At 45.5% G+C, this 23,830-nt stretch carries 21 protein-coding genes; 14 read left to right on the top strand and 7 right to left on the bottom strand.

Translation table 11 applies throughout. The annotated features are described in order from the left end of the window. Nucleotides 1-85: 85 nt before the first annotated feature. A complete protein-coding gene (glnA, locus tag ACED25_RS09445) occupies nucleotides 86-1,495 on the bottom strand; it encodes a glutamate--ammonia ligase (protein WP_009848037.1) in 1,410 nt (469 codons plus the stop codon). 563 nt (nucleotides 1,496-2,058) lie between these two features. Here glnA and typA point away from each other — a divergent pair. After that, nucleotides 2,059-3,891 (top strand): translational GTPase TypA, encoded by a 1,833-nt coding sequence (typA, locus tag ACED25_RS09440; protein ID WP_009848036.1) that lies wholly within the window; start codon nucleotides 2,059-2,061, stop codon nucleotides 3,889-3,891. A gap of 192 nt (nucleotides 3,892-4,083) precedes the next feature. On the opposite strand, the gene ACED25_RS09435 is transcribed toward typA, so the two are convergent. Beyond that, nucleotides 4,084-4,614: an AAA family ATPase gene (locus tag ACED25_RS09435; protein WP_371695155.1), complete on the bottom strand. Its 531-nt coding sequence runs from the start codon at nucleotides 4,612-4,614 to the stop codon at nucleotides 4,084-4,086. Nucleotides 4,615-4,634: 20 nt separating this feature from the next. Continuing rightward, nucleotides 4,635-5,276 (bottom strand): DUF2959 domain-containing protein, encoded by a 642-nt coding sequence (locus ACED25_RS09430; protein WP_017099568.1) that lies wholly within the window; start codon nucleotides 5,274-5,276, stop codon nucleotides 4,635-4,637. Nucleotides 5,277-5,481: 205 nt separating this feature from the next. Here ACED25_RS09430 and ACED25_RS09425 point away from each other — a divergent pair, with 205 nt between their 5' ends. From ACED25_RS09425 to ACED25_RS09415, 3 genes are read left to right on the top strand one after another with little or no spacing between them, the layout of a single operon-like run. Next, nucleotides 5,482-6,423 carry a virulence factor BrkB family protein gene (locus ACED25_RS09425; RefSeq protein WP_012603002.1) on the top strand — a complete coding sequence of 314 codons (942 nt, stop codon included), beginning with the start codon at nucleotides 5,482-5,484 and terminating at the stop codon, nucleotides 6,421-6,423. Beyond that, nucleotides 6,395-6,829 carry a D-aminoacyl-tRNA deacylase gene (gene dtd / locus ACED25_RS09420; RefSeq protein ID WP_004735590.1) on the top strand — a complete coding sequence of 145 codons (435 nt, stop codon included), beginning with the start codon at nucleotides 6,395-6,397 and terminating at the stop codon, nucleotides 6,827-6,829. Before ACED25_RS09425 ends, dtd begins: the two co-directional genes overlap by 29 nt. Nucleotides 6,830-6,845: 16 nt before the next feature. Then, nucleotides 6,846-7,781: a bifunctional GNAT family N-acetyltransferase/hotdog fold thioesterase gene (locus ACED25_RS09415; RefSeq protein ID WP_009848032.1), complete on the top strand. Its 936-nt coding sequence runs from the start codon at nucleotides 6,846-6,848 to the stop codon at nucleotides 7,779-7,781. A gap of 39 nt (nucleotides 7,782-7,820) precedes the next feature. On the opposite strand, the gene ACED25_RS09410 is transcribed toward ACED25_RS09415, so the two are convergent. The 4 genes from ACED25_RS09410 to hslR form a co-directional block, all read right to left on the bottom strand. Then, complete coding sequence (locus ACED25_RS09410) at nucleotides 7,821-9,791, bottom strand: AsmA family protein (protein WP_371695154.1); 1,971 nt, start codon at nucleotides 9,789-9,791, stop codon at nucleotides 7,821-7,823. 154 nt (nucleotides 9,792-9,945) lie between these two features. Next, nucleotides 9,946-11,571, bottom strand: coding sequence for a phosphoenolpyruvate carboxykinase (ATP) (gene pckA / locus ACED25_RS09405; RefSeq protein ID WP_009848030.1), 1,626 nt, complete (start codon nucleotides 11,569-11,571; stop codon nucleotides 9,946-9,948). 337 nt (nucleotides 11,572-11,908) lie between these two features. After that, nucleotides 11,909-12,802 carry an Hsp33 family molecular chaperone HslO gene (hslO, locus tag ACED25_RS09400; protein ID WP_009848029.1) on the bottom strand — a complete coding sequence of 298 codons (894 nt, stop codon included), beginning with the start codon at nucleotides 12,800-12,802 and terminating at the stop codon, nucleotides 11,909-11,911. A gap of 18 nt (nucleotides 12,803-12,820) precedes the next feature. Then, nucleotides 12,821-13,207: a ribosome-associated heat shock protein Hsp15 gene (gene hslR, locus ACED25_RS09395; RefSeq protein ID WP_012603005.1), complete on the bottom strand. Its 387-nt coding sequence runs from the start codon at nucleotides 13,205-13,207 to the stop codon at nucleotides 12,821-12,823. A 279-nt stretch (nucleotides 13,208-13,486) separates the two neighbouring features. Between hslR and gspC the strand changes: the two genes are divergently transcribed. The 10 genes from gspC to gspL all read left to right on the top strand — a co-directional run bounded on the left by gspC (nucleotide 13,487) and on the right by gspL (nucleotide 23,828). After that, nucleotides 13,487-14,410 carry a type II secretion system protein GspC gene (gene gspC / locus ACED25_RS09390; RefSeq protein WP_017099260.1) on the top strand — a complete coding sequence of 308 codons (924 nt, stop codon included), beginning with the start codon at nucleotides 13,487-13,489 and terminating at the stop codon, nucleotides 14,408-14,410. A gap of 41 nt (nucleotides 14,411-14,451) precedes the next feature. Next, nucleotides 14,452-16,476 carry a type II secretion system secretin GspD gene (gene gspD, locus ACED25_RS09385; RefSeq protein WP_009848026.1) on the top strand — a complete coding sequence of 675 codons (2,025 nt, stop codon included), beginning with the start codon at nucleotides 14,452-14,454 and terminating at the stop codon, nucleotides 16,474-16,476. After that, nucleotides 16,476-17,978: a type II secretion system ATPase GspE gene (gene gspE / locus ACED25_RS09380; protein WP_009848025.1), complete on the top strand. Its 1,503-nt coding sequence runs from the start codon at nucleotides 16,476-16,478 to the stop codon at nucleotides 17,976-17,978. The genes gspD and gspE overlap by 1 nt, the downstream gene beginning before the upstream one ends. Nucleotide 17,979: 1 nt before the next feature. Then, nucleotides 17,980-19,200, top strand: coding sequence for a type II secretion system inner membrane protein GspF (gene gspF / locus ACED25_RS09375; RefSeq protein ID WP_371695153.1), 1,221 nt, complete (start codon nucleotides 17,980-17,982; stop codon nucleotides 19,198-19,200). 88 nt (nucleotides 19,201-19,288) lie between these two features. Beyond that, entirely contained in the window at nucleotides 19,289-19,732 is a 444-nt protein-coding gene (gene gspG / locus ACED25_RS09370) for a type II secretion system major pseudopilin GspG (protein ID WP_009848023.1), read from the top strand. A gap of 78 nt (nucleotides 19,733-19,810) precedes the next feature. Further along, entirely contained in the window at nucleotides 19,811-20,404 is a 594-nt protein-coding gene (gspH, locus tag ACED25_RS09365) for a type II secretion system minor pseudopilin GspH (protein WP_009848022.1), read from the top strand. Beyond that, nucleotides 20,391-20,807, top strand: a complete 417-nt coding sequence (gene gspI, locus ACED25_RS09360; protein WP_065679095.1) for a type II secretion system minor pseudopilin GspI — start codon at nucleotides 20,391-20,393, stop codon at nucleotides 20,805-20,807. The genes gspH and gspI overlap by 14 nt, the downstream gene beginning before the upstream one ends. Next, complete coding sequence (gene gspJ, locus ACED25_RS09355; RefSeq protein WP_371695152.1) at nucleotides 20,794-21,579, top strand: type II secretion system minor pseudopilin GspJ; 786 nt, start codon at nucleotides 20,794-20,796, stop codon at nucleotides 21,577-21,579. The genes gspI and gspJ overlap by 14 nt, the downstream gene beginning before the upstream one ends. After that, complete coding sequence (gspK, locus tag ACED25_RS09350; protein ID WP_371695151.1) at nucleotides 21,563-22,612, top strand: type II secretion system minor pseudopilin GspK; 1,050 nt, start codon at nucleotides 21,563-21,565, stop codon at nucleotides 22,610-22,612. Before gspJ ends, gspK begins: the two co-directional genes overlap by 17 nt. Continuing rightward, the gene (gene gspL, locus ACED25_RS09345; RefSeq protein ID WP_371695150.1) at nucleotides 22,581-23,828 is read left to right on the top strand and encodes a type II secretion system protein GspL; all 1,248 of its coding nucleotides are present in this window, start codon (nucleotides 22,581-22,583) and stop codon (nucleotides 23,826-23,828) included. Before gspK ends, gspL begins: the two co-directional genes overlap by 32 nt. The last annotated feature ends 2 nt before the right edge of the window (nucleotides 23,829-23,830 follow it).

The raw sequence follows: 23,830 nt of genomic DNA, 5'->3' as shown, positions 1-23,830 counted from the left end.
GAGGCGAGCCTAATATTTTTTAGTGCTTCTTACATGTTGCAATAGCTTTTACTGCAGTAAGAATTACATGCTAACCGACTAAGGATTAAACTGAGTAGTACAGTTCAAACTCAAGTGGGTGTGTAGCCATGTTCACGCGCTGTACGTCGTCAGATTTCAGTGTGATGTAAGAATCGATGAAGTCGTCAGAGAATACGCCACCAGCAGTTAGGAACTCACGGTCTTCGTTAAGTGCTGCTAGAGCACCTTGTAGAGATTCTGCAACTGTTGGGATTTCAGCTGCTTCTTCTGCAGGAAGGTCGTATAGATCTTTATCCATAGCTTCGCCAGGGTGGATCTTGTTCTTAATACCGTCAAGGCCAGCCATAAGCATTGCTGAGTAGCATAGGTATGGGTTAGCTGCTGGGTCACCAAAACGTAGCTCGATACGACGTGCTTTCGGGCTTGGTACTACTGGGATACGGATAGAAGCAGAACGGTTACGTGCTGAGTAAGCAAGCATTACAGGTGCTTCGAAACCAGGTACAAGACGCTTGTATGAGTTCGTTGATGGGTTAGCAAATGCGTTGATTGCGCGAGCGTGCTTGATTACACCACCGATGTAGTAAAGAGCCATTTCAGATAGGCCGCCGTACTTATCACCAGCAAACAAGTTTTGTCCATCTTTGTTCAATGACATGTGAACGTGCATGCCAGAACCGTTGTCACCAACTAGTGGCTTAGGCATGAATGTCGCTGTTTTGCCAAATGCGTGCGCAACGTTGTGTACAACGTACTTGTAGATTTGAGTCTCATCCGCTTTTGTTGTTAGCGTGTTGAAGCGAGTTGCGATTTCGTTTTGACCCGCAGTTGCAACTTCGTGGTGGTGAGCTTCAACAACTAGGCCCATCTCTTCCATTACTAGACACATTGCTGAACGGATATCTTGAGATGAATCGACAGGAGCTACTGGGAAGTAACCGCCTTTAACGCCAGGACGGTGACCTTTGTTACCGCCTTCGATGTCAGAACCTGTGTTCCAAGCGGCTTCTACATCATCAATCTTGAAGAAAGAACCAGACATGTCGTTTGAGAACTTAACGTCATCGAATAGGAAGAATTCTGGCTCTGGACCCACTAGAACTGTGTCTGCGATACCCGTAGAACGTAGGTATTCTTCAGAACGTTTAGCGATAGAGCGTGGGTCACGGTCGTAGCCTTGCATTGTTGCAGGCTCAAGGATGTCACAACGGATGTTTAGCGTTGCATCTTCTGTGAATGGGTCCAGTACAGCAGAAGCTGCGTCTGGCATCATTACCATGTCAGATTCATTAATGCCTTTCCAACCAGCTACTGAAGAGCCGTCAAACATTTTGCCTTCTTCGAAGAAGTCTGCATCAACTTGGTGAGAAGGAATAGAGATGTGCTGCTCTTTACCTTTTGTATCAGTAAAACGTAAGTCGATAAATTTAACTTCGTTCTCTTGGATCAGGGATAGTACATTTTCTACTGACATCTTGGATAACCTCCAGTGTTATTAATTCGGTATTAGCTCGATTCGGTTGAAACCAGCATTGATTAATGTCTATACGTGCATTAATCGATGCTGATTTATCTATAGCCAAAAACGTGCCAAAAAAATTATTCCATTAATTTCAATGATTTACTTGTTTTCTTGATTTGCGAGCTCTGACTTTTGCACCAAAATGATCTTTGGTTGCACGATATTGGTGCAACTATTTATCTATGCACCAATATGAGACATAAGCGAACACCATTCAGCAATGAATTGCCTAAGTTGTCAATCCACTTTTGTTATTTTACCTGAGATTTGGTTGCCCACTTCGCGGGTGATACTTTTCGATAACCCTACGAATTAGTCGACTAGACACTGTACGGAACCAAAGTTAAGCGGATATGAATCGCTAATAAAGAAAAAAGCCTTGGTTCAGATCACATATTTCTGGGTTTTTGTCTAGAATCTGGTATATTATTGACCGTTTTTTAAATCAAGCTAGCGGTTATTATCCAAACTTTTGAGATAAGTGACGGCTACTTTTATGAGTGAATCGAGAATCCATGTCTACTCCACAGATTGATAAGTTAAGAAATATCGCGATCATCGCGCACGTTGACCACGGTAAAACGACTTTGGTTGATAAACTACTACAACAGTCAGGCACTCTTGAGTCTCGTGGTGAAGCTGAAGAGCGTGTCATGGATTCGAATGACATCGAAAAAGAGCGTGGCATTACAATCCTTGCTAAGAACACAGCAATCAACTGGAATGATTACCGCATCAACATCGTAGATACTCCGGGACACGCGGACTTCGGTGGTGAAGTTGAGCGTATCATGTCTATGGTTGATTCTGTTCTGCTTATCGTTGACGCAGTTGATGGCCCAATGCCTCAAACTCGTTTCGTAACGCAAAAAGCATTCGCACACGGTCTTAAGCCAATCGTTGTAATCAACAAGATTGACCGCCCAGGCGCTCGTCCTGATTGGGTTATGGATCAAGTATTCGACCTTTTCGACAACCTAGGTGCTACAGATGAGCAACTAGACTTCACCGTTGTTTACGCTTCAGCGCTAAACGGTTGGGCAACAATGACTGAAGGCGAAACTGGCGAGAACATGGAACCATTGTTCCAAGCTGTTGTTGATACAGTAGAAGCACCAGCAGTTGACCTTGACGGTCCACTACAAATGCAAATTTCGCAACTTGATTACAGCTCTTACGTAGGTGTTATCGGTGTTGCTCGTGTTACTCGTGGTTCGGTTAAGCCAAACCAACAAGTAACTATCGTGAATGCTGAAGGCAAAAAACGTAACGGTAAAGTAGGTACTGTACTTGGTTACCTAGGTCTTGAGCGTCACGAAGTAGAACAAGCTAACGCTGGCGACATCATTGCAATCACAGGTCTTGGTGAGCTGAAAATTTCAGACACTATCTGTGACGTAAACACTGTTGAAGCAATGGAACCTCTATCTGTTGATGAACCAACAGTAACAATGACGTTCCAAGTAAACACTTCTCCGTTCGCGGGTAAAGAAGGTAAGTTTGTAACTTCACGTAACATCCTTGAGCGTCTTGAAAAAGAATTGGTTCATAACGTTGCACTACGTGTTGAAGAAACTGAAAGTCCAGACCGTTTCCGCGTATCAGGCCGTGGTGAACTTCACCTATCTATCCTGATCGAAAACATGCGTCGTGAAGGTTTCGAGCTAGCAGTATCTCGTCCAGAAGTAATCATCAAAGAAGAAGATGGTCAGAAAATGGAACCGTTCGAAACGGTTACTATCGATGTAGTTGAAGAGCACCAAGGTGCGATCATGGAAAGCATCGGTCTACGTAAGGGTGAGCTAACAGATATGGCACCAGATGGTAAAGGCCGTGTTCGCATGGACTTCATGATGCCTTCTCGTGGTCTTATCGGTTTCCAAACTGAATTCCTTACAATGACGTCTGGTTCTGGTCTTATTTACCACTCGTTCGATCACTACGGTCCTTACAAAGGCGGTATCATTGGTCAGCGTAACAACGGTGTTCTAATCTCGAACGCAACGGGTAAAGCTCTTACTTACGCTCTATTCTTCCTTCAAGCTCGTGGTCGTCTATTCACAGAGCACGCGGATGAAGTTTATGAAGGTCAAGTAATCGGTATTCACAACCGTTCAAACGACCTGACAGTAAACTGTCTAAAAGGTAAGCAACTAACGAACGTTCGTGCATCTGGTACTGATGAAGCACAAGTTCTTTCTCCACCGATCAAGCACACTCTAGAGCAAGCTCTTGAGTTTATCGATGAAGATGAACTAGTAGAAGTAACGCCACTAAACGTACGTATCCGTAAGAAGCTTCTTACTGAAAACGAACGTAAGCGTGCAGCACGTCCAGCTAAGGCTTAATCGCCAGCTGACTAGCTTCTAGCTATTCAAGCAATACGTTTTAGAGTAAATAAGAAAGCCCCGAGTAGCCTAGCTGCTCGGGGCTTTTGTTTTATGTGGTGTTAGAGTTGATACGGGTAAACGAGATGCGAGATACGAAAGGCGTTTAAGTATTCGTCATCCTCAAGAGGGAGGGACGACCGAGTTGGGGATCTAGCTTTTGATACCTAAGTAACGCTCAACGAATTGAAGCCGCTCATCGACTGATATAAATGGCACCTCGACAACCTCATAGCCAAGCTCTTGATAGACTCTGACTAGCGCGTGGTGAATGTCTAACGCTTCCTCAAACGGATAAGGTCTCACATCATCTTGTACGTAAATCGATGCCTCAGGACGACAGAACAAGACTTGTGAGTGGTAGCCTTGGCTCGCTTCTCGGTAGTTCGCATCAATCTCAAGATTAGCCTGAGCTAAGTAACCACAGATATCTGGAATCGCACGGTCAAGAAAAGCAATTTGGTGCTGCTTCGCTTGCTCTTTTTGCTCGCTCATCACGTCTAAACACAAGCGAGCAAAGCCCGGTAGGTCTAACCAAGGTAAGATACCGTTCTCAAGTTGGCTCTGTTGTTCTATCAATTGGCGAGAGGATTCTGCGAAGGTTGGGTAACCTATGTCACCCAAGGCATTAATCAGAGTTGTTTTTCCGGCTCCGGGGCCGCCAGTAATAATGATTGGCTTCATCGTGTTCTGTCTCTGAAGCGTTATTTTTGGTTGAGTTGTGCTAAGAACTTATCCGACTCAGCTATCGCAGCATTCATCTGTGTTATCGCGTAGGCGATGTCTTTTTCTAAGCTCATAAACTCTCCCTGCAATGAACCAACGGCACTCGCATTGAGGTTGTGTTTGAGATAAAGCGTGTTGTCGCGAAGAGTGTTGAGTACCGGATCCATTTTCTTCTCAGCCCGTTTCATCGCTGAAAGCATGGTCTGGTAAGACGATTTGGTTTCACGCAGCTTTTTCTCACTTGAACGACGCAGTGAATCGCTGGTGTAAAGGTCCAACTCTCCCTGCCATTCTGCAAATAGCGCATCCGACACATCTTCAATCGCAGCAATGCGGTCACTGACATTTTGTGCGGCTTTCTCACTGTCTTGGTATTTATCATTAATCTTGTTGTACATGTCTTCAAGGTCGCCGCCACTAAAATTAGTCAGGCTACTCAAAGCTTCAAGTGCGCTAGTAAACTCTTCCTGAGCGTCCTGTTGCGACTCTTTAGCGTCTTCCACTCTGTCGACCATAATGTCACGCTTGTGGTAACCCACTTGCTCCATTGCGGAGTAATAAGCTGATTGGCATCCAGTAAGAGTAAAAATAGAGAGGACTATAACTATTAAATAAGGCATCCTAGTTTCCTATAGTTAAATAATATCAATCGTAGTAAATAACTGCTCAACCTAGCTTGTTAAAATGCTCGATAACGGCGTTAGAGTTTTTGATTGTAGAATAACTACTTATCACAAAACTCTGCCTTGTTCTCAAGCCTTTTTCCTACGCTATTTTTGAACATTTACTTACTGTGATTAATATAACGGAATATTAATTAGGACTATGAACGAGTTACCAGGGAGTTACAAGTTGAAGATAAAAAAGGCAGCTACAGGAAGCATCCAGTTTTCCCGCTATCTTCTTACGCGGATGACGCACGATAGAGTTAATGTGAATGCAGGGTACTTGGCGTACATTACTTTGCTCTCGATCGTACCGATGTTGACGGTTTTGCTCTCTATTTTGTCGTCATTTTCAGTTTTTGCTGATGTTGGTTTAGTGATTCAAAACTTCGTTATTACCAACTTTGTTCCCGCTTCCGGGGATGCGGTGCATGGTGCTTTACTGGAGTTTGTTGCCAATACCGGCAAGATGACGGCGGTGGGTAGTGTGTTCTTATTCATTGCCGCTCTGATGCTGATCTCCAATATTGATAAAAACCTAAACTACATCTGGCGAGTAACGGAAAAGCGACGTGCTGTGTTGTCTTTTTCGATGTATTGGATGGTGCTAACTCTTGGGCCTATTTTGATCGGAGCGAGCATTGCTGCAACCTCGTATGTGACATCATTAAACTTGTTACAAAACGAAGTCGTGTCGAGTGCTTTTAATACCGTGATTCGCAAGCTCCCTTTGATTACCTCATTCTTTGCGTTTTTCGGTCTGTACCTGTTGGTTCCCAACAAAAAGATACACTTTTCTCATGCGGCAGCTGGGTCTCTAGTGGCGGCTCTGTTGTTCGAACTCAGCAAGAAAGGCTTTGCAGCTTACATTACTCAGTTTCCGTCTTACCAGTTGATTTATGGCGCATTAGCGGCGATTCCCATTCTTTTTGTTTGGGTCTATTTGTGCTGGTTGATTGTGTTAGTGGGTGCTGAAGTGACGGCCGCGTTGGGCGAGCAGGAACAGTGGAGTGACTCTCAAGAAATGGTACACTCGTCGGATAAAGACAAAATTACAGAGCAAGGAAACAACAGTGATAGCACTGATCCAGAGAGTAAGTGAAGCTGCCGTCCGTGTTGATGGCGAAGTAGTGGGTGAGATTGAGCAAGGCTTATTAGTTCTGTTAGGTGTAGAAAAAGGTGATGATGAAGCCAAAGCCAAACGTTTGATGGAACGAGTGACTACTTATCGTGTCTTTGGAGATGAAGACGATAAAATGAATCTCAACGTGAAGCAGGTGGAAGGCAAGGTACTCGTGGTGTCTCAATTCACACTGCCAGCTGATACCAAGAAAGGCACGCGAGCTGGATTTTCTCGCGGTGCTCACCCAGAAGATGCAGAGCGTCTTTACAACTACTTCTCTGACCAATGTGAATCAGTGTTGCCAACGGAACGTGGCCGATTCGCAGCCGACATGAAAGTGTCTTTGGTTAATGATGGCCCAGTGACATTCTGGCTGCAGGTTTAGGCTTAAAGGAATAAGCATGTTTAAACTCATAACCCCGACCACCGAAAATCAACTGAACAAGTATTACCATTTTCGTTGGCAAATGCTCCGTGAACCTTGGCGAATGCCGGTCGGTTCAGAGCGCGATGAATATGACCCAATGAGTCACCATCGCATGATTGTTGATGGTCGAGGTCGCCCGATGGCGATTGGTCGTCTCTATATCACCCCAGATCTAGAGGGGCAGATTCGCTATATGGCGGTGAAGAACTCTCGCCAAAGCAAAGGCATGGGCTCACTTATCTTGGTTGCGCTAGAGTCACTGGCACGCCAAGAAGGAGCGAAGCGTTTGGTGTGTAATGCACGTGAAGATGCGATCTCATTCTATGAGAAGAATGAGTTTGAGCGTCGTGGTGAGATTAACGACCAACGTGGGCCTGTGCGTCACCAACAGATGGTAAAACCTCTTGATCCAATGGCTGATGTACTGCGCAAACCAGAATGGTGTAATGAGCTTCAACAGCGCTGGGAGCATCAGATCCCGATCAGTGACAAGATGGGCATCAAGATTAACCAATACACGGGTTATCAGTTCGAGTGTAGTGCTCAGTTGAATCCAAACCTTAACCCTCATAACACCATGTTTGCTGGCTCAGCCTTTACCTTGGCGACCTTAACCGGTTGGGGTATGACTTGGTTACTAATGAAGGAGCGTGGGTTGACTGGTGATATCGTACTAGCAGATAGTAATATTCGTTATCGTCATCCAGTTGAGCAAAACCCAGTGGCATCCACGTCATTGGATGGGATCAGTGGCGATTTAGATCGCCTCGCGTCAGGCAGAAAAGCTCGTATCATCATTCACGTGACCATTAACAGTGGCGACGTGGAGGCGGTTGAGTTTACGGGAACCTATATGCTGATCCCTGACTACAAAAAGAGATTATCAACAGACTCCAACGTAAGCGTATAGCTGACAATGGCTAGCAGATAAAGATACAGATAGAAGGCGCTACTCTTGTGGCGTGGCGCTTTTTTGTTGGCAGTCGTTAATCTCGGAATACTCAGCTTGGGTGAGCTTTCCTGATATTTGGTGGCATGGGTCGGATAGTGAAATAGAGAGAGTGTGTTGCTCTGCTTTTAGCAAGTCGAGCTCCCCAGACATTTCGCCATTTAACGTTTGAATCCTTTGTTCGCCTTGCTCTGCTGCCGATGCACCAATAATGTGCGCTGGTTCGAGTGTGAAGCGTCCACGGTCAAAATTCGCATTGAGCTCTGGGATTTCAAATACGTTATCAGTCGATGTTTCAGAAAGCTTGTCATTAAAGGTCATCACACCTTGACGAACGCTACCAGTGAGTTGACCTGTTGTGGAATAGCCGAGCATTAATGAATCGCCGTATAAACCTGCAGCTTGAAGTTCAAACTCGCCATAACCGGTTGCGTCGAGCGGTAGTTCAAGTTGCTGTAATATGGGAGCTATCGGTAATCCATCGGCAGAAATATCTATGCTCCATGGCTTGCTGATTTGGTTAAAATCGAGTGTCGCATTGGCTTCAACATAGCCATGCTTTAGTGGCATAAACAGGCGTGTCAGCGTCCATTTTCCTTGCTCGCTATTCATCTCAACCACTGGTTGAGCGCTAATAATGTTTTGGTAGCTGGCATCATTCGCGCTGGCCATCAGCTTTCCTTGCCACAGACCTAGCTTTCTATCTTGTAGAAGTTGAACTTGATACCCCTCGATATGTAATCCTGAGACCTGCCAGTAAGGCTTTTGTGCGAGTTGGATAAGTTGGCTGCGTTCTATGTTAATTCGGCTAATTTCGACATTCTGGAGCTGCGTGAGCCAAGGTATCAAGCGAGTGGCGGGTGGAGGGCTATCTTGGCTTTCCGTAATCCACTTTATGCCTTGCAGGTCGAGCTGAGCTAATTGAATGCTGCTAGGGGTTACTTCGCCATTAAGTTGAACAGTGCCTTGTAGGAATTGAGTATAGAAATCTTCAATCAGAATCTGGTTCGTATCTAAATTGAGCTTGATACTTGGCTCTATGAACATGTCATCATCAATGGTCACTCCCTCTGCTTGCAGAGAGAAAATGGCTTTCTGTTGCTTCCACAGCTCAAAAGGCAGTTGGATATTTTCTAGTGAGGCATCAAAAGCTGCGAGGTGGCCGTCTTGCCACTCTACATCGCTACGCAGAATATCTAAGCTATTGATGTGATTGATCTGAATACCTGCCACATCCCATTCTTTGCTTAGTAGGCTTTGGGTCTGTTTCTGATTGAGTCGTAAGCCATCGACGGTCACATTCACCAACGACCAATTTTGCTGATACTGCTCTGCTTGACCAGAAATTTTGGCACCACGCCAGTCAAACGAAGCGCCATACAGGGTGCTATCACTTGGTTTAAGATCTAGATCAATCAACAGGTTATCGAACGCTTCGCCTTGCCAATACAGCTGTGAGGCAGAAAGTTGGGTTTTTCCATAAGGTAGAAGTGAGTTGTCGTTGTTCCACGTTGGGTCGGAGATCTGAAGATCGATGCCTCGCGCGTTAAAGTCTGGGGTTGAAAAGTCGAGATTGTTGATGGCCAGCTGGTGGATCTTAATGCTTGGCTGGGTAAATAAAGAGGTGAACGTTTCTAGGTCGTCGGCTTCTAACTGTAGGCCACTGATTAAAACGGATTCAAAGACCAGTTTGGCCTCCGTAATCGAGCTAGAGCTGAACCAAAGGTCAATCTTGTCGATATACAGCGGTGTTTGTTTTTCAGGTTGGCTTTGGGTAATGCCCATTAAGGTGATGTGATAAGGCGCCTGGTACTCAACATCTTCAATGAGCACACGTTGTTCAATCGCATGTTTGATAAAAAAGTTAGTAATATCCGTACGGTATTGGGTTTGTAGGCTTAATAGCAATGCTGCGATAGTTGCAACGGCGATAGCCAACGCAATGCCGAACACCATGAATACCTTTTTCATTCCCTGAAAGCCTTAAATTTCAATTGTCTCAAAACAGAGTGGAACAAAAAGGGACAAGCAGCAACAAAAAAGCCCCTCAAAAGAGGGGCTTGCTACAAAAATATCACTTTAAATTGGACGTTCGCTTTTGGCTAAGCCCGAGCAGATGGTTGTGTTAGTCCAGTTGAGGGCCTGCCGCAACCAGTGACTTACCTTCAGCGTTGTCTGTGTACTTATCAAAGTTGTTGATGAAGCGCTCTGCTAGATCTTTCGCTTTGCTTTCCCATTGTAGAGGGTCAGTGTACGTGTCACGTGGGTCAAGAATCGCTGGGTCAACATCGTGCAACGCTAGTGGTACTTCTAGGTTAAACATAGGGATAACCTTAGTCTCAGCTTGGTCGATTGAGCCATCTAGGATAGCGTCGATGATGCCACGAGTATCTTGGATTGAGATACGTTTGCCAGTGCCATTCCAACCAGTGTTCACAAGGTAAGCTTCAGCGCCAGCTGCTTCCATACGCTTCACAAGTACTTCAGCGTACTGAGTTGGGTGAAGAGTTAGGAATGCCGCCCCAAATGCCGCAGAGAACGTTGGTGTTGGTTCAGTAATACCACGCTCTGTACCTGCTAGTTTCGCAGTGAAGCCAGATAGGAAGTGGTACTTCGTTTGCTCTGGAGTCAGTTTAGAAACAGGTGGTAACACACCAAATGCATCAGCAGTCAGGAAGATAACCTTTTGAGCGTGACCGGCTTTTGATACTGGCTTAACGATGTTGTCGATATGGTGAATCGGGTAAGAAACACGAGTGTTCTCGGTTTTTGAGCCGTCATCAAAATCGATAGAACCATCGCCACGAACCGTTACGTTTTCTAGTAGCGCATCGCGACGGATTGCATTGTAGATTTCAGGTTCTGCTTCTTTAGATAGGCGAATGGTCTTGGCGTAACAACCACCTTCGAAGTTGAAGATACCATCGTCATCCCAACCGTGCTCATCATCACCGATTAGCTCACGTTTAGGGTCGGTTGATAGGGTTGTTTTACCGGTACCTGATAGGCCGAAGAAAATCGCTACATCGCCTTCTTCACCGACGTTAGCACTACAGTGCATTGAAGCAATGCCTTGCAGAGGAAGTAGGTAGTTCATCATTGCGAACATGCCTTTCTTCATCTCACCGCCGTACCAAGTACCACCGATGATTTGAACGCGCTCTGTTAGGTTGAAAGCAACGAAGTTTTCAGAGTTTAAACCCTGCTTTTCCCAGTTAGGGTTAGTTGTTTTAGCACCGTTCATTACCACGAAATCAGGTTCGAACGTTGCTAGCTCTTCGTCTGTTGGACGAATGAACATGTTCTTAACGAAGTGCGCTTGCCATGCTACTTCAGTGATAATACGTACACTTAAGCGCGTATCAGGGTTAGCACCACAGTAACCGTCAATGACAAACAGGCGCTTGCCAGATAGCTGAGTTGTCACAAGCTCTTTAAGCTCATCCCATACTTCAGTTGTAATCGGTTTGTTGTCGTTTTTGCCTTGATCTGACCACCACATGGTATCGCGCGTGGTGTCATCTTTAACGATGTACTTATCTTTTGGTGAGCGGCCAGTAAAGATACCAGTGTCAACCGCAACAGAGCCTAGTTCCGTTACTACGCCTTTTTCGTAGCCTTCCAAACCTGGCAGTGTCTCTTCAACGAATAACTGCTCGTAGCTAGGGTTACGAAGAACTTCAGTAACGCCAGTCAGTCCGTGCTTAGTTAGATCAATTTGTGCAGCCTTAGTATGTTCCATAACGGTCATAGGTGCTCCTTGTAGGATATTTTGTAGGGATTTTGTATTAATTTTTTATTGTTATCTGCTCACCATGCTAGCAACGAGGCTCGGGGGAAACAGGGATATAGCTCAAAAAATATCCATATTAACCATGGGGTTTTAAGCGCCTCATCACATATTGGCCTGACTAGTCTATCCTGTACGCAAACCTTTGCGCTAGAGGAGAGAACATTATTAATTGATTAAAATTAAGAGGTGATTTTATTACGAGATGTTACGGAGTTTGCGATATTTTGATCACAAAAAAGGCCAGCGTTGCGCTGACCTTTTTGGGGTAAATTACGTGTTTTTGGTACGCCGTAAATTAATGAACCGTATTGCTGCCTTTATCTGCTGCTTCTGCATACAGAGCGTCAACATCATTCTTGTCGAACGAGTAGTTTGTGCCACAGTAATCGCAGTGTAGAGCAACGCTACCTTCCGTGCTAAGAATGTCGTAGATCTCTTCTTGAGCGACAGTAATGATAGCGGCACCGCTTCGGTCACGTGAACAACCACAGAAGAATTCAACCGGTTGTGGTGTGAACAGTTGTACTTTCTCTTGGTTGTACAAACGGTAAAGCAGTTCGTTTGCTTCTAGAGTGAATAGCTCTTCATTTTTAACTGTGTCAGTTAGCTGCTCTAGGTGCTCGAAGTCGTCTGGCGTACCAGTGCCGTCTGGCATCACTTGTAGCAACATACCAGCAGCGTGTGCTTTACCTTCATGCTCACCAGTGCGCAACCATAGACGTGTCTTTAGCTGTTCAGAGTTTGCGAAGTAACCTTCAAGGACTTCAGCTAAAGTGTCACCTTCAAGACCAACGATACCTTGGTAACGCTCACCTTTCTTAGGATCGATAGTGATCACTAGGTGACCTTTACCTATTAGATCGTGCAGGCCAGCGTCGTCGGCAATGTCACCATCAAAGCGAGCAACGCCACGGATCTTCTGATCGTTATCGCCATTGATAACAGCTAGAGATACAGGGCCATCACCTTGCAGTTGCATCGTGATAGAGCCTTCAAACTTTAGAGTCGCTGTTAGTAGCGTCGTTGAAACCAGTAGCTCACCCAACAGCTTTTGTACTGGCGCTGGGTATTCCTTGCTAGAAATAATCTGTTGGTACGCTTCGTCCATCTGTACCAATTCACCACGAACTGATAGGTCTTCAAATAGGTAGCGATTTAAAACATTACTTGTAGACATTGGGTTGGCCATTTGGCTATTCCTTCTAGCTTATTGAGTCTTGAACTTGATTATGTCACGACGTTGCTTTTTATCTGGGCGACGTTCTGGTGCTGGGCTATGAGCGTTCAGTTTACGTTGTGTTGCAAACTCTTCTCTCTTTGCCAAGCTCTCGGTGGTTTCTTCATAGAGTGTCTGAGCTATAGGAGCTCCACCACGATGGGCCGAGATTTTCTCGATTGTCACCGTCTTTTCTTCATTACCTTGGCGCAGGGTAATCACTGCTCCAAGTTCGACAATTTTACTTGGCTTGCTGCGCTGACCATTATAGTGGACTTTGCCACCATCGACCATATTGCGAGCAATAGACCGGGTTTTGTAAAAACGAGCTGCCCACAACCATTTATCGAGTCTGACAGCTTCATTAGTAGTTTTCATATAGGGCTGTGCCTTATTAAGTGAGAAATGAATGCGGTTTAACTGTAATGAACAGTGCGCAACATGCTTTTAATTACATTAAGTAGAAGCTTAAAGTGGAGGCGGTTGGCATTTTTTTCAAGTCATAATACAAAATAGCCATGTAATGCCGCTTTATAGATTTGCTATGATATAGTTCAGGATCTTATGCTTAAATAAGCTTGGTATCGAACGAATGAATAAAAAAGCTGAAAGTTTAATGATTTGCAGCATTTGTCGTCATGAAAAGGGGCAAGGAAAGTGAACTTTTTAGAGCTCAAGAATCGCGCAGGAAATTCTCCTGTGTTGAGCCGCTTATTAGAAAATGGATTTGTACTTCAGCAGAAACTAAGCCTAGCGATGTGTTGTATGTTGATTGCAGCTTCCGCATGGATTTTAGGACAGCTTGCATGGTTTATTGAACCTGCTGAGCAAACCGTCGTGCCTTGGAAAGCAACAGCTTCATCGTCTTCTACTCCTCAATCGACCCTTGATATCTCTTCTTTGCAGCGGAGCAACCTTTTTGGTGCCTATAACCCAACCACGCCAGTTGTGGTTGAACAGCAAGTTATCCAAGATGCGCCAAAGACACGATTAAATCTAGTTTTGGTCGGTGCTGTTGCCAGTTCTAATCCAAAACGGAGCTTGGCGGTGATCGCTAATCGCGGTACGCAGGCGACCTACGGAATTAATGAAGAGATAGAAGGCACTAGAGCTAAGCTTAAAGCCGTATTAGTCGATCGTGTGATTATTGATAACTCAGGTCGAGACGAAACCTTGATGCTTGAAGGTATTGAGTACAAGCGTTTAGCTGTCTCAGCCCCTGCGCCACCTCGCGCTTCTTCTTCGGTTCGTGGTAATAACCCTGCTTCAGCAGAGCAAAAGCTAGATGAAATTAAAGCGAAGATAATGAAAGATCCGCAACAAATCTTCCAATATGTTCGACTGTCTCAGGTGAAGCGCGACGATAGCGTTATTGGTTATCGTGTGAGCCCTGGCAAAGATTCAGAACTTTTTAACTCAGTAGGGCTCCAAAACGGAGATATTGCTACTCAGTTAAATGGTCAAGACCTGACTGACCCCGCCGCTATGGGCAACATATTCCGTTCTATCTCAGAGCTGACAGAGCTAAATCTCGTCGTCGAGAGAGATGGTCAACAACATGAAGTGTTTATTGAATTTTAAAACTTTGCGTCTAACGAAGGACGAAAGTGTAGGAGAAGTACGTGAAGCATTGGTTTAAGAAAAGTGCATGGTTATTGGCAGGAAGCTTGATCTGCACACCCGCCGCCATCGCGAGTGATTTTAGTGCCAGCTTTAAAGGCACTGATATTCAAGAGTTTATTAATATTGTTGGTCGTAATCTAGAGAAGACGATCATCGTCGACCCTTCGGTGCGCGGAAAAATCGATGTACGCAGCTACGACGTACTCAATGAAGAGCAATATTACAGCTTCTTCTTAAACGTATTAGAAGTGTACGGCTATGCAGTCGTTGAAATGGACTCGGGTGTTCTTAAGATCATCAAAGCGAAAGATTCTAAAACCTCGGCAATCCCAGTTGTTGGCGACCGTGATTCGATCACAGGCGACAGCGTTGTGACACGTGTTGTGACGGTTCGTAATGTCTCGGTTCGTGAGCTATCTCCTCTGCTTCGTCAACTGAATGACAACGCGGGCGCGGGCAACGTGGTGCACTACGATCCTGCAAATATCATCTTGATTACCGGCCGTGCGGCGGTTGTAAACCGTTTAGCAGAGATCATCAAGCGTGTAGACCAAGCGGGTGATAAAGAGATTGAGGTCGTTGAACTAAAGAATGCTTCCGCCGCGGAGATGGTGCGTATAGTCGATGCACTAAGTAAAACCACAGATGCTAAAAACACCCCTGCCTTCCTGCAGCCTAAATTAGTTGCCGATGAGCGTACCAATGCAATTCTTATCTCAGGCGACCCTAAAGTACGCAGTCGTTTAAGAAAGTTGATTGAACAGCTTGATGTTGAAATGGCGACTAAGGGTAACAACCAAGTTATCTACCTTAAATACGCAAAAGCGGAAGACTTAGTAGATGTGCTGAAAGGCGTGTCTGACAACCTGCAATCAGAGAAACAAACATCAACCAAAGGCAGTTCATCGCAGCGCAACCAAGTGATGATTTCGGCTCACAGCGATACTAACTCGTTGGTGATTACCGCACAGCCAGACATCATGAACGCGCTGCAAGACGTGATCGCTCAACTCGATATCCGTCGTGCCCAAGTTTTGATTGAAGCCTTAATTGTTGAAATGGCTGAAGGTGACGGCGTTAACCTGGGTGTGCAGTGGGGCAACCTAGAAACGGGTGCCATGATTCAGTACAGCAATACCGGTGCATCGATTGGCGGTGTGATGGTGGGACTAGAGGAAGCAAAAGACTCGACAACCACTAAAGCGGTTTACGATAAGGATAACAACTTCCTACGTAATGAAACCACGACTGAAAAGGGTGACTATTCAACTTTGGCTTCTGCACTTTCTGGTGTTAATGGCGCTGCAATGAGTGTCGTTATGGGTGACTGGACTGCCTTAATCAGTGCGGTCGCGACCGACTCAAACTCAAACATTCTGTCTTCTCCAAGTATCACGGTGATGGATAACGGCGAAGCGTCGTTTATCGTTGGTGAAGAGGTGCCCGTTCTAACCGGTTCTACAGCAGGTTCAAGCAACGATAATCCATTCCAAACGGTTGAACGTAAAGAAGTGGGTATTAAGCTAAAAGTCGTGCCGCAAATCAATGAAGGTGACTCGGTTCAACTGCAAATAGAACAAGAAGTATCGAACGTATTAGGGGCAAACGGGGCAGTAGATGTTCGTTTTGCTAAGCGTCAGCTAAATACGTCAGTGATTGTTCAAGATGGTCAAATGCTGGTGTTGGGTGGCTTGATTGACGAGCGCGCACTGGAGAGTGAGTCTAAGGTCCCATTCTTAGGTGATATTCCTGTTCTTGGACACCTGTTCAAATCAACCAGTACTCAGGTTGAGAAAAAGAACCTAATGGTATTCATCAAGCCAACCATTATTCGTGATGGCATGACTGCAGATGGTATCACACAACGCAAATACAACTTTATTCGTGCTGAGCAGCTGTACAAGGCAGAGCAAGGCTTGAAACTGATGGATAACGATAATATTCCAGTACTTCCTAAGTTTGGCGATAGCATGAATCATCCTGCTGAAATCCAAGCCTTCATCGATCAAATGGAAGCAGAATAATGGCTGAATTGGTAGGGGCGGCACGTACTTATCAGCGCTTGCCGTTTAGCTTTGCGAATCGCTACAAGATGGTGTTGGAATATCAGCACCCGGAGCGCGCGCCAGTACTTTATTATGTTGAACCTCTGAAATCGGCGGCGATCATAGAAGTGAGTCGTGTTGTGAAAAATGGCTTCACGCCACAAGCGATCAGCGCAGACGAATTTGATAAAAAACTGACGGACGCGTATCAGCGTGACTCGTCGGAAGCTCGTCAGCTGATGGAAGACATTGGTGCCGACAATGACGACTTTTTCTCTCTGGCGGAAGAACTTCCACAAGACGAAGACTTGCTTGAATCAGAAGACGACGCACCGATCATCAAGTTAATTAATGCGATGTTGGGTGAGGCGATTAAAGAAGGCGCTTCGGATATTCATATCGAAACCTTCGAAAAGTCACTGTCGATCCGTTTCCGTATTGATGGTGTGCTGCGTGATGTGTTAGCACCAAGCCGTAAATTGGCTCCGCTGTTGGTTTCGCGTGTCAAGGTTATGGCTAAGCTGGATATTGCGGAAAAACGCGTGCCACAAGACGGTCGTATTTCTCTACGTATCGGTGGCCGAGCGGTTGATGTGCGTGTGTCTACCATGCCTTCTTCACACGGTGAACGTGTAGTAATGCGTCTGTTGGACAAAAACGCCACTCGCCTAGATCTACACAGTTTGGGTATGACGGCAGAGAACCACGAGAACTTTCGTAAACTTATTCAGCGTCCACACGGTATTATCTTGGTTACTGGTCCTACGGGGTCGGGTAAATCAACGACCTTGTACGCTGGCCTGCAAGAACTCAACAGTAACGAACGCAACATCCTTACCGTTGAAGACCCAATCGAATTTGATATTGATGGTATTGGTCAAACACAGGTAAACCCTAAGGTTGATATGACCTTTGCGCGCGGCTTACGTGCGATTCTTCGTCAAGATCCCGATGTGGTAATGATTGGTGAGATCCGTGATTTAGAGACTGCTGAGATCGCTGTTCAAGCCTCTTTGACGGGTCACTTAGTCATGTCGACTCTTCACACCAATACGGCAATCGGTGCGATCACGCGTCTGCGTGATATGGGCATTGAACCTTTCTTGATCTCTTCTTCTCTGCTGGGTGTTTTGGCTCAGCGCTTGGTTCGTACTCTGTGTAACGACTGTAAAGAACCTTACGAAGCAGATAAAGAACAGAAAAAGCTGTTTGGTATGAAGAAGAAAGAGAGCCTCACACTTTACCATGCAAAAGGTTGTGAAGAGTGTGGCCATAAAGGTTATCGAGGTCGTACCGGTATTCATGAGCTACTGATGATTGACGATTCGGTACAAGAGCTGATTCACAGTGAAGCTGGAGAACAGGCAATTGAGAAAGCGATTCGTGGCACAACCCCAAGTATTCGAGATGATGGCTTGAGCAAAGTTCTGAAAGGGGTAACGTCCTTAGAAGAAGTGATGCGAGTGACTAAGGAAGTCTAGTATGGCGGCATTTGAATACAAAGCGCTGGATGCCAAAGGTAAGAGCAAAAAGGGTTCGATTGAAGCGGATAATGCTCGTCAGGCTCGCCAACGTTTAAAAGAACAAGGTTTAATGCCGGTTGAGATGACCGAAGCTAAGGCGAAAAATGCGAAAGGTACTCAGCCTTCGACCAACTTTAAGCGTGGTATCAGTACGCCAGATCTTGCGTTGATTACTCGTCAAATATCCACGCTCGTTCAATCAGGCATGCCGCTAGAAGAGTGCTTGAAAGCGGTCGCTGAGCAGTCTGAAAAGCCACGTATTCGAACTATGTTACTGGCAGTCCGATCTAAAGTGACAGAAGGTTATTCGCTAGCGGATAGCTTGTCTGATTATCCACACATCTTCGATGAGCTGTTTAGGGCCATGGTTGCGGCGGGTGAGAAGTCTGGTCACTTAGATGCGGTATTGGAGCGACTGGCCGATTATGCAGAAAATCGTCAGAAGATGCGCTCTAAGCTGCTACAAGCGATGATCTACCCTGTGGTGCTGGTGGTGTTTGCGGTGACGATTGTTTCGTTCCTGTTGGCAACCGTGGTACCTAAGATCGTCGAGCCTATTATCCAAATGGGCCAAGAGCTTCCTCAGTCGACACAATTTTTATTAGCCTCGAGTGAATTTATCCAGAATTGGGGCATCCAATTACTGTTGTTGATCATTGGTGTGATTGTGTTGATTAAGAGCGCGCTCAAAAAGCCGGGTGTTCGCATGAGCTGGGATCGCAAACTATTGAGTATTCCGCTGATCGGCAAGATTGCGAAAGGGATCAATACCTCTCGTTTTGCACGAACACTCTCAATTTGTACCTCGAGTGCGATTCCAATCCTTGAAGGGATGAAGGTCGCGGTTGATGTGATGTCGAATCAACATGTGAAACAGCAAGTATTACAGGCTTCAGACAGTGTTAGAGAAGGCGCAAGCTTACGTAAAGCGTTGGATCAAACCAAACTCTTTCCACCGATGATGCTGCATATGATCGCCAGTGGTGAGCAGAGTGGTCAGTTGGAACAGATGCTGACAAGAGCGGCAGACAACCAAGATCAAAGCTTTGAGTCGACGGTCAATATCGCGTTAGGCATTTTCACCCCAGCGCTTATCGCGTTGATGGCCGGTTTGGTGCTGTTTATCGTGATGGCGACGCTGATGCCGATGCTTGAAATGAACAATTTAATGAGTGGATAACGTACTGCTCATCAGGCGTTAGTTTTTGGATTATCGAGAAGAAGGGCATTATTACCTTCAACTCGCTATCTGTAATTTGGAGAAAATAATGAAAAATAAAATGAAAAAACAGTCAGGCTTTACTCTATTGGAAGTGATGGTTGTTGTGGTTATTCTTGGTGTTTTAGCTAGCTTTGTTGTTCCTAACCTTTTGGGTAACAAAGAGAAGGCGGATCAACAGAAAGCCATCACGGATATCGTGGCGCTAGAGAACGCGCTAGATATGTACAAACTGGATAATAGTGTTTACCCAACAACGGATCAAGGCCTTGATGGATTGGTTTCTAAGCCAAGCAGTCCAGAGCCTCGTAACTACCGTGACGGTGGCTACATTAAGCGTCTGCCTAACGACCCATGGGGCAATGAGTACCAATACCTAAGCCCAGGTGATAACGGTACTATCGATATCTTTACGCTTGGTGCTGATGGCCAAGAAGGTGGTGAAGGTATCGCTGCGGATATCGGTAACTGGAACATGCAAGATTTCCAATAAGCTTCGGCTTATTGTTTTATAGGTTATTGAGCTTGATACGTTATTGATGGTAGGACGTAAACAGATGGAGTCTACAAGGTGAAAACTAAGCAAACACAGCCAGGTTTCACCTTGATTGAGATTCTTTTGGTGTTGGTATTACTGTCAGTAACGGCGGTCGCGGTGATCGCGACCATTCCGACCAATAGCAAAGATGTCGCTAAAAAATACGCTCAAAGCTTCTATCAACGAGTTCAATTACTCAATGAAGAGGCTATTTTGAGTGGCTTGGATTTTGGCGTTCGTGTCGATGAAAAGAAATCGACTTACGTTCTGATGGCGCTTAAGTCAGAAGGTTGGCAAGAAGTCGAATTTGAAAAAATCCCCTCTTCAACTGAATTACCGGAAGAACTCGCGTTGTCACTGACTTTAGGTGGTGGCGCATGGGAAGACGATGATCGTTTGTTCAATCCCGGAAGCTTGTTTGATGAAGATATGTTTGCGGATCTTGAAGAGGAAAAAAAGCCCAAGCCACCTCAGATATACATTTTGTCGAGTGCTGAAATGACGCCATTTGTATTATCGTTTTATCCAAATACCGGAGACACCATACAAGATGGTTGGCGTATTCGAGTGTTGGATAATGGTGTGATTCGACTGCTAGAGCCGGGAGAAGAAGATGAAGAGGAATAACCGTTCTCCTTATCGTTCTCGTGGTATGCCTCTTGGTTCTCGAGGAATGACTCTTAGTTCTCGAGGAATGACACTGCTTGAAGTATTAGTTGCGCTGGCTATCTTCGCTACGGCGGCGATCAGTGTGATTCGTGCTGTCACCCAGCACATCAATACGCTAAGTTATCTAGAAGAAAAAACCTTCGCGGCGATGGTTGTTGATAACCAGATGGCCTTAGTCATGCTGCATCCTGAGAAGCTTAAAAAAGCGCAGGGCACGCAAGAGTTAGCAGGAAGAGAGTGGTTCTGGAAGGTGACTCCCATCGATACCAGCGATAATTTATTAAAGGCGTTTGATGTGAGTGCGGCAACAAGTAAGAAAGCTTCTCCAGTGGTCACGGTGCGCAGCTATGTGGTCAATTAAAAGCGTGTGGTTAAGTAAAATCGTGTCGTTAGCGAAGAGCAAATCGCTAAGTAAAAGCATGTCGGCAAATAAGCATACGCCGCGTAAACAAGGTATATCTTCAAAAGGGAGAGGCTTTACTTTAATCGAAGTTTTGGTTTCGATTGCCATCTTTTCCACGTTAAGCATGGCGGCTTATCAGGTGGTAAATCAGGTCCAACGAAGCAACGAACTCTCTATTGAGCGCAGTGCTCGTTTAAATCAACTGCAACGCAGTTTAGTCATTTTAGATAATGATTTTCGCCAGATGGCGGTACGACAATTTCGTACCAATGGTGAAGAAGCATCATCTAAGCTGATCCTAATGAAAGAGTATTTACTGGATTCCGACAGTGTTGGCATCATGTTTACTCGCCTTGGTTGGCACAACCCACAGCAGCAGTTCCCTCGCGGAGAAGTCACCAAAGTAGGCTACCGCATAAAAGAGGAAACGCTTGAGCGTGTATGGTGGCGTTACCCCGATACACCTGCCGGCCAACAAGGTGTGATTACTCCTCTGCTTGATGATGTTGAGAACCTGGAGTTCGAGTTTTATGACGGAAGCCGCTGGGGCAAAGAGTGGCAAACCGATAAATCACTGCCTAAAGCGGTGAGACTTAAGCTGACACTGAAAGATTACGGTGAGATAGAACGTGTTTATCTCACACCAAGTGGCGCCTTAGATCAGGTCGATGATTCTTCAAACAGTGACTCTTCAGGCAGTAATGAGGGGAATAATGATTCATCAAACTAATAAGCCTGCACTGACAAGGTCTGCTGTGGGGCGTAAACAGCGTGGTGTCGCGCTGATCATTATTCTGATGCTTTTGGCGATCATGGCAACCATAGCTGGCAGTATGTCGGAGCGTCTGTTTACGCAATTCAAGCGCGTTGGCAATCAACTGAATTACCAACAGGCTTACTGGTATAGCATTGGTGTAGAAGCGCTTGTCCAAGACGGTATTAGGCAAAGTTATAAGGATAGTGATACGGTGAACTTAAGCCAGCCATGGGCGTTAGAAGAGCAGGTATACCCATTGGATTATGGCCAAGTTAAAGGGCGTATCGTTGATGCGCAGGCTTGTTTCAATCTTAATGCGCTCGCTGGGATTACGACGACATCAAGTAACCAACCCCCTTATTTAGTGAAGGTTTGGCAAACCTTACTGGAAAACCAAGATGTGGAGCCTTATCAGGCTGAGGTTATCGCAAATTCAAGTTGGGAATTTCTGGACTCTGATACTCGAGCCACCTCTTCTACGGGTGTAGAAGACAGCACTTATGAGGCGATGAAGCCAGCTTATTTGGCGGCGAATGGCTTAATAGCAGATGAATCGGAGCTGCGAGCCGTTTATCAGGTCTCTGGTGAGGCAATGGAAAAGGTACACCCATTTATTTGCGCTTTGCCCACTGATGATTTCCGATTAAACGTGAATACCATCTCGGAAAAGCAGGCATCTTTACTGGAAGCAATGTTTACACCCGGTCTAAGTGAATCGGACGCCAAACAGCTGATAGACAAGCGCCCATTTGATGGCTGGGATTCGGTGGATGCGTTTATGGCTGAGCCTGCTATTGTTGGTGTGAGTGCTGAAATCAGCAAACAAGCGAAAGCATATTTAACTGTAGATAGCGCCTATTTTGAGCTAGATGCAGAGGTATTAGTTGAGCAGTCTCGTGTACGTATACGAACGCTTTTCTATAGTAGTAATAGAGAAACAGTGACGGTAGTTCGCCGTCGTTTTGGAGGAATCCGTGAGCGAGTTTCTGACCGTTCGACTGAATAGCGAACCACAAAGCCCAGTGCAGTGGTTGGTTTGGTCGACAAGCCAACAAGAAGTGATAGCAAGTGGTGAGCTGTCTAGCTGGGATCAGCTTGATGAGTTAACGCCTTATGCTGAAAAGCGTAGCTGTATCGCTTTATTGCCGGGAAATGAGTGCTTAATTAAGCGTGTTGAAATTCCGAAAGGTGCTGCTCGCCAGTTCGACTCTATGCTGCCATTTTTGTTAGAAGACGAAGTGGCACAAGATATCGAAGACTTACATCTAACCATTTTAGATAAAGATGCAACGCACGCTACTGTGTGTGGTGTAGATCGCGAATGGTTAAAACAAGCTTTAGACCAGTTTCGCAAAGCCAATATTATTTTCCGTAAGGTGCTGCCAGATACATTATCCGTGCCTGTTGAAGAACAAGGCATCAGTGCGTTGCAAATCGACCAGCATTGGCTATTGCGCCAAGGTCACTCTCAACGTCAAGGTAACTATCAAGCCGTATCAATCAGCGAAGCATGGTTAGCGATGTTTTTGCAAAGTGATTGGGTTGTAGCTGACGACGAAGAGCAACCTACGACTATCTTCAGCTATACCACAATGCCGAGCGATGATGTACAGCAGCAAAGCGGTATGGAATGGCAAGCAAAGCCTGCGGAATTGGTGATGTCCTTATTGAGCCAACAAGCGATCACAAGCGGCGTAAATTTACTGACGGGCACCTTTAAAACCAAATCTTCTTTCAGTAAATATTGGCGTGTATGGCAGAAGGTGGCGATTGCTGCTTGCTTGCTGGTGGCCGTGATTGTGACTCAACAAGTGTTGAAGGTGCAGCAATACGAAGCACAGGCACAAGCCTATCGCATGGAGAGTGAGCGTATCTTTAGAGCCGTTCTGCCAGGCAAACAACGAATTCCGACAGTAAGCTACCTTAAGCGTCAGATGAATGATGAAGCTAAGAAATACGGCGGCTCAGGCGATGGTGACTCCTTACTTGGTTGGTTAGCATTGCTGCCAGAAACGTTAGGACAAGTGAAATCGATCGAAGTCGAAAGCATTCGCTATGATGGCAATCGTTCTGAAGTTCGATTACAAGCTAAAAGCGCTGATTTTCAACATTTTGAGACGGCTAAAGTAAAACTTGAAGAGAAGTTTTCCGTTGAACAAGGGCCATTGAACCGTAATGGCGATGCCGTATTTGGCAGTTTTACCCTTAAACCCCGTCAGTAACT

Origin of the sequence: Vibrio sp. 1F263 (assembly GCF_041439035.1) — a bacterium.
GTDB lineage: Bacteria > Pseudomonadota > Gammaproteobacteria > Enterobacterales > Vibrionaceae > Vibrio > Vibrio tasmaniensis_A.
Note: the sequence above shows the minus strand (reverse complement) of the source record. Positions and strands in the feature narration are given on the sequence as shown.

Excerpts from the sequence above, each read along its gene's own strand:
- typA (WP_009848036.1), top strand. The coding sequence starts at position 2,059 with ATGTCTACTCCACAGATTGATAAGTTAAGAAATATCGCGATCATCGCG.
- ACED25_RS09430 (WP_017099568.1), bottom strand. The coding sequence starts at position 5,276 with ATGCCTTATTTAATAGTTATAGTCCTCTCTATTTTTACTCTTACTGGA.
- ACED25_RS09425 (WP_012603002.1), top strand. The coding sequence starts at position 5,482 with ATGAACGAGTTACCAGGGAGTTACAAGTTGAAGATAAAAAAGGCAGCT.
- hslO (WP_009848029.1), bottom strand. The coding sequence starts at position 12,802 with ATGGCCAACCCAATGTCTACAAGTAATGTTTTAAATCGCTACCTATTT.
- hslR (WP_012603005.1), bottom strand. The coding sequence starts at position 13,207 with ATGAAAACTACTAATGAAGCTGTCAGACTCGATAAATGGTTGTGGGCA.
- pckA (WP_009848030.1), bottom strand. The coding sequence starts at position 11,571 with ATGACCGTTATGGAACATACTAAGGCTGCACAAATTGATCTAACTAAG.
- gspJ (WP_371695152.1), top strand. The coding sequence starts at position 20,794 with ATGTGGTCAATTAAAAGCGTGTGGTTAAGTAAAATCGTGTCGTTAGCG.
- ACED25_RS09415 (WP_009848032.1), top strand. The coding sequence starts at position 6,846 with ATGTTTAAACTCATAACCCCGACCACCGAAAATCAACTGAACAAGTAT.
- ACED25_RS09410 (WP_371695154.1), bottom strand. The coding sequence starts at position 9,791 with ATGAAAAAGGTATTCATGGTGTTCGGCATTGCGTTGGCTATCGCCGTT.
- gspG (WP_009848023.1), top strand. The coding sequence starts at position 19,289 with ATGAAAAATAAAATGAAAAAACAGTCAGGCTTTACTCTATTGGAAGTG.
- glnA (WP_009848037.1), bottom strand. The coding sequence starts at position 1,495 with ATGTCAGTAGAAAATGTACTATCCCTGATCCAAGAGAACGAAGTTAAA.
- gspE (WP_009848025.1), top strand. The coding sequence starts at position 16,476 with ATGGCTGAATTGGTAGGGGCGGCACGTACTTATCAGCGCTTGCCGTTT.
- gspF (WP_371695153.1), top strand. The coding sequence starts at position 17,980 with ATGGCGGCATTTGAATACAAAGCGCTGGATGCCAAAGGTAAGAGCAAA.
- ACED25_RS09435 (WP_371695155.1), bottom strand. The coding sequence starts at position 4,614 with ATGAAGCCAATCATTATTACTGGCGGCCCCGGAGCCGGAAAAACAACT.
- gspK (WP_371695151.1), top strand. The coding sequence starts at position 21,563 with ATGATTCATCAAACTAATAAGCCTGCACTGACAAGGTCTGCTGTGGGG.
- gspI (WP_065679095.1), top strand. The coding sequence starts at position 20,391 with ATGAAGAGGAATAACCGTTCTCCTTATCGTTCTCGTGGTATGCCTCTT.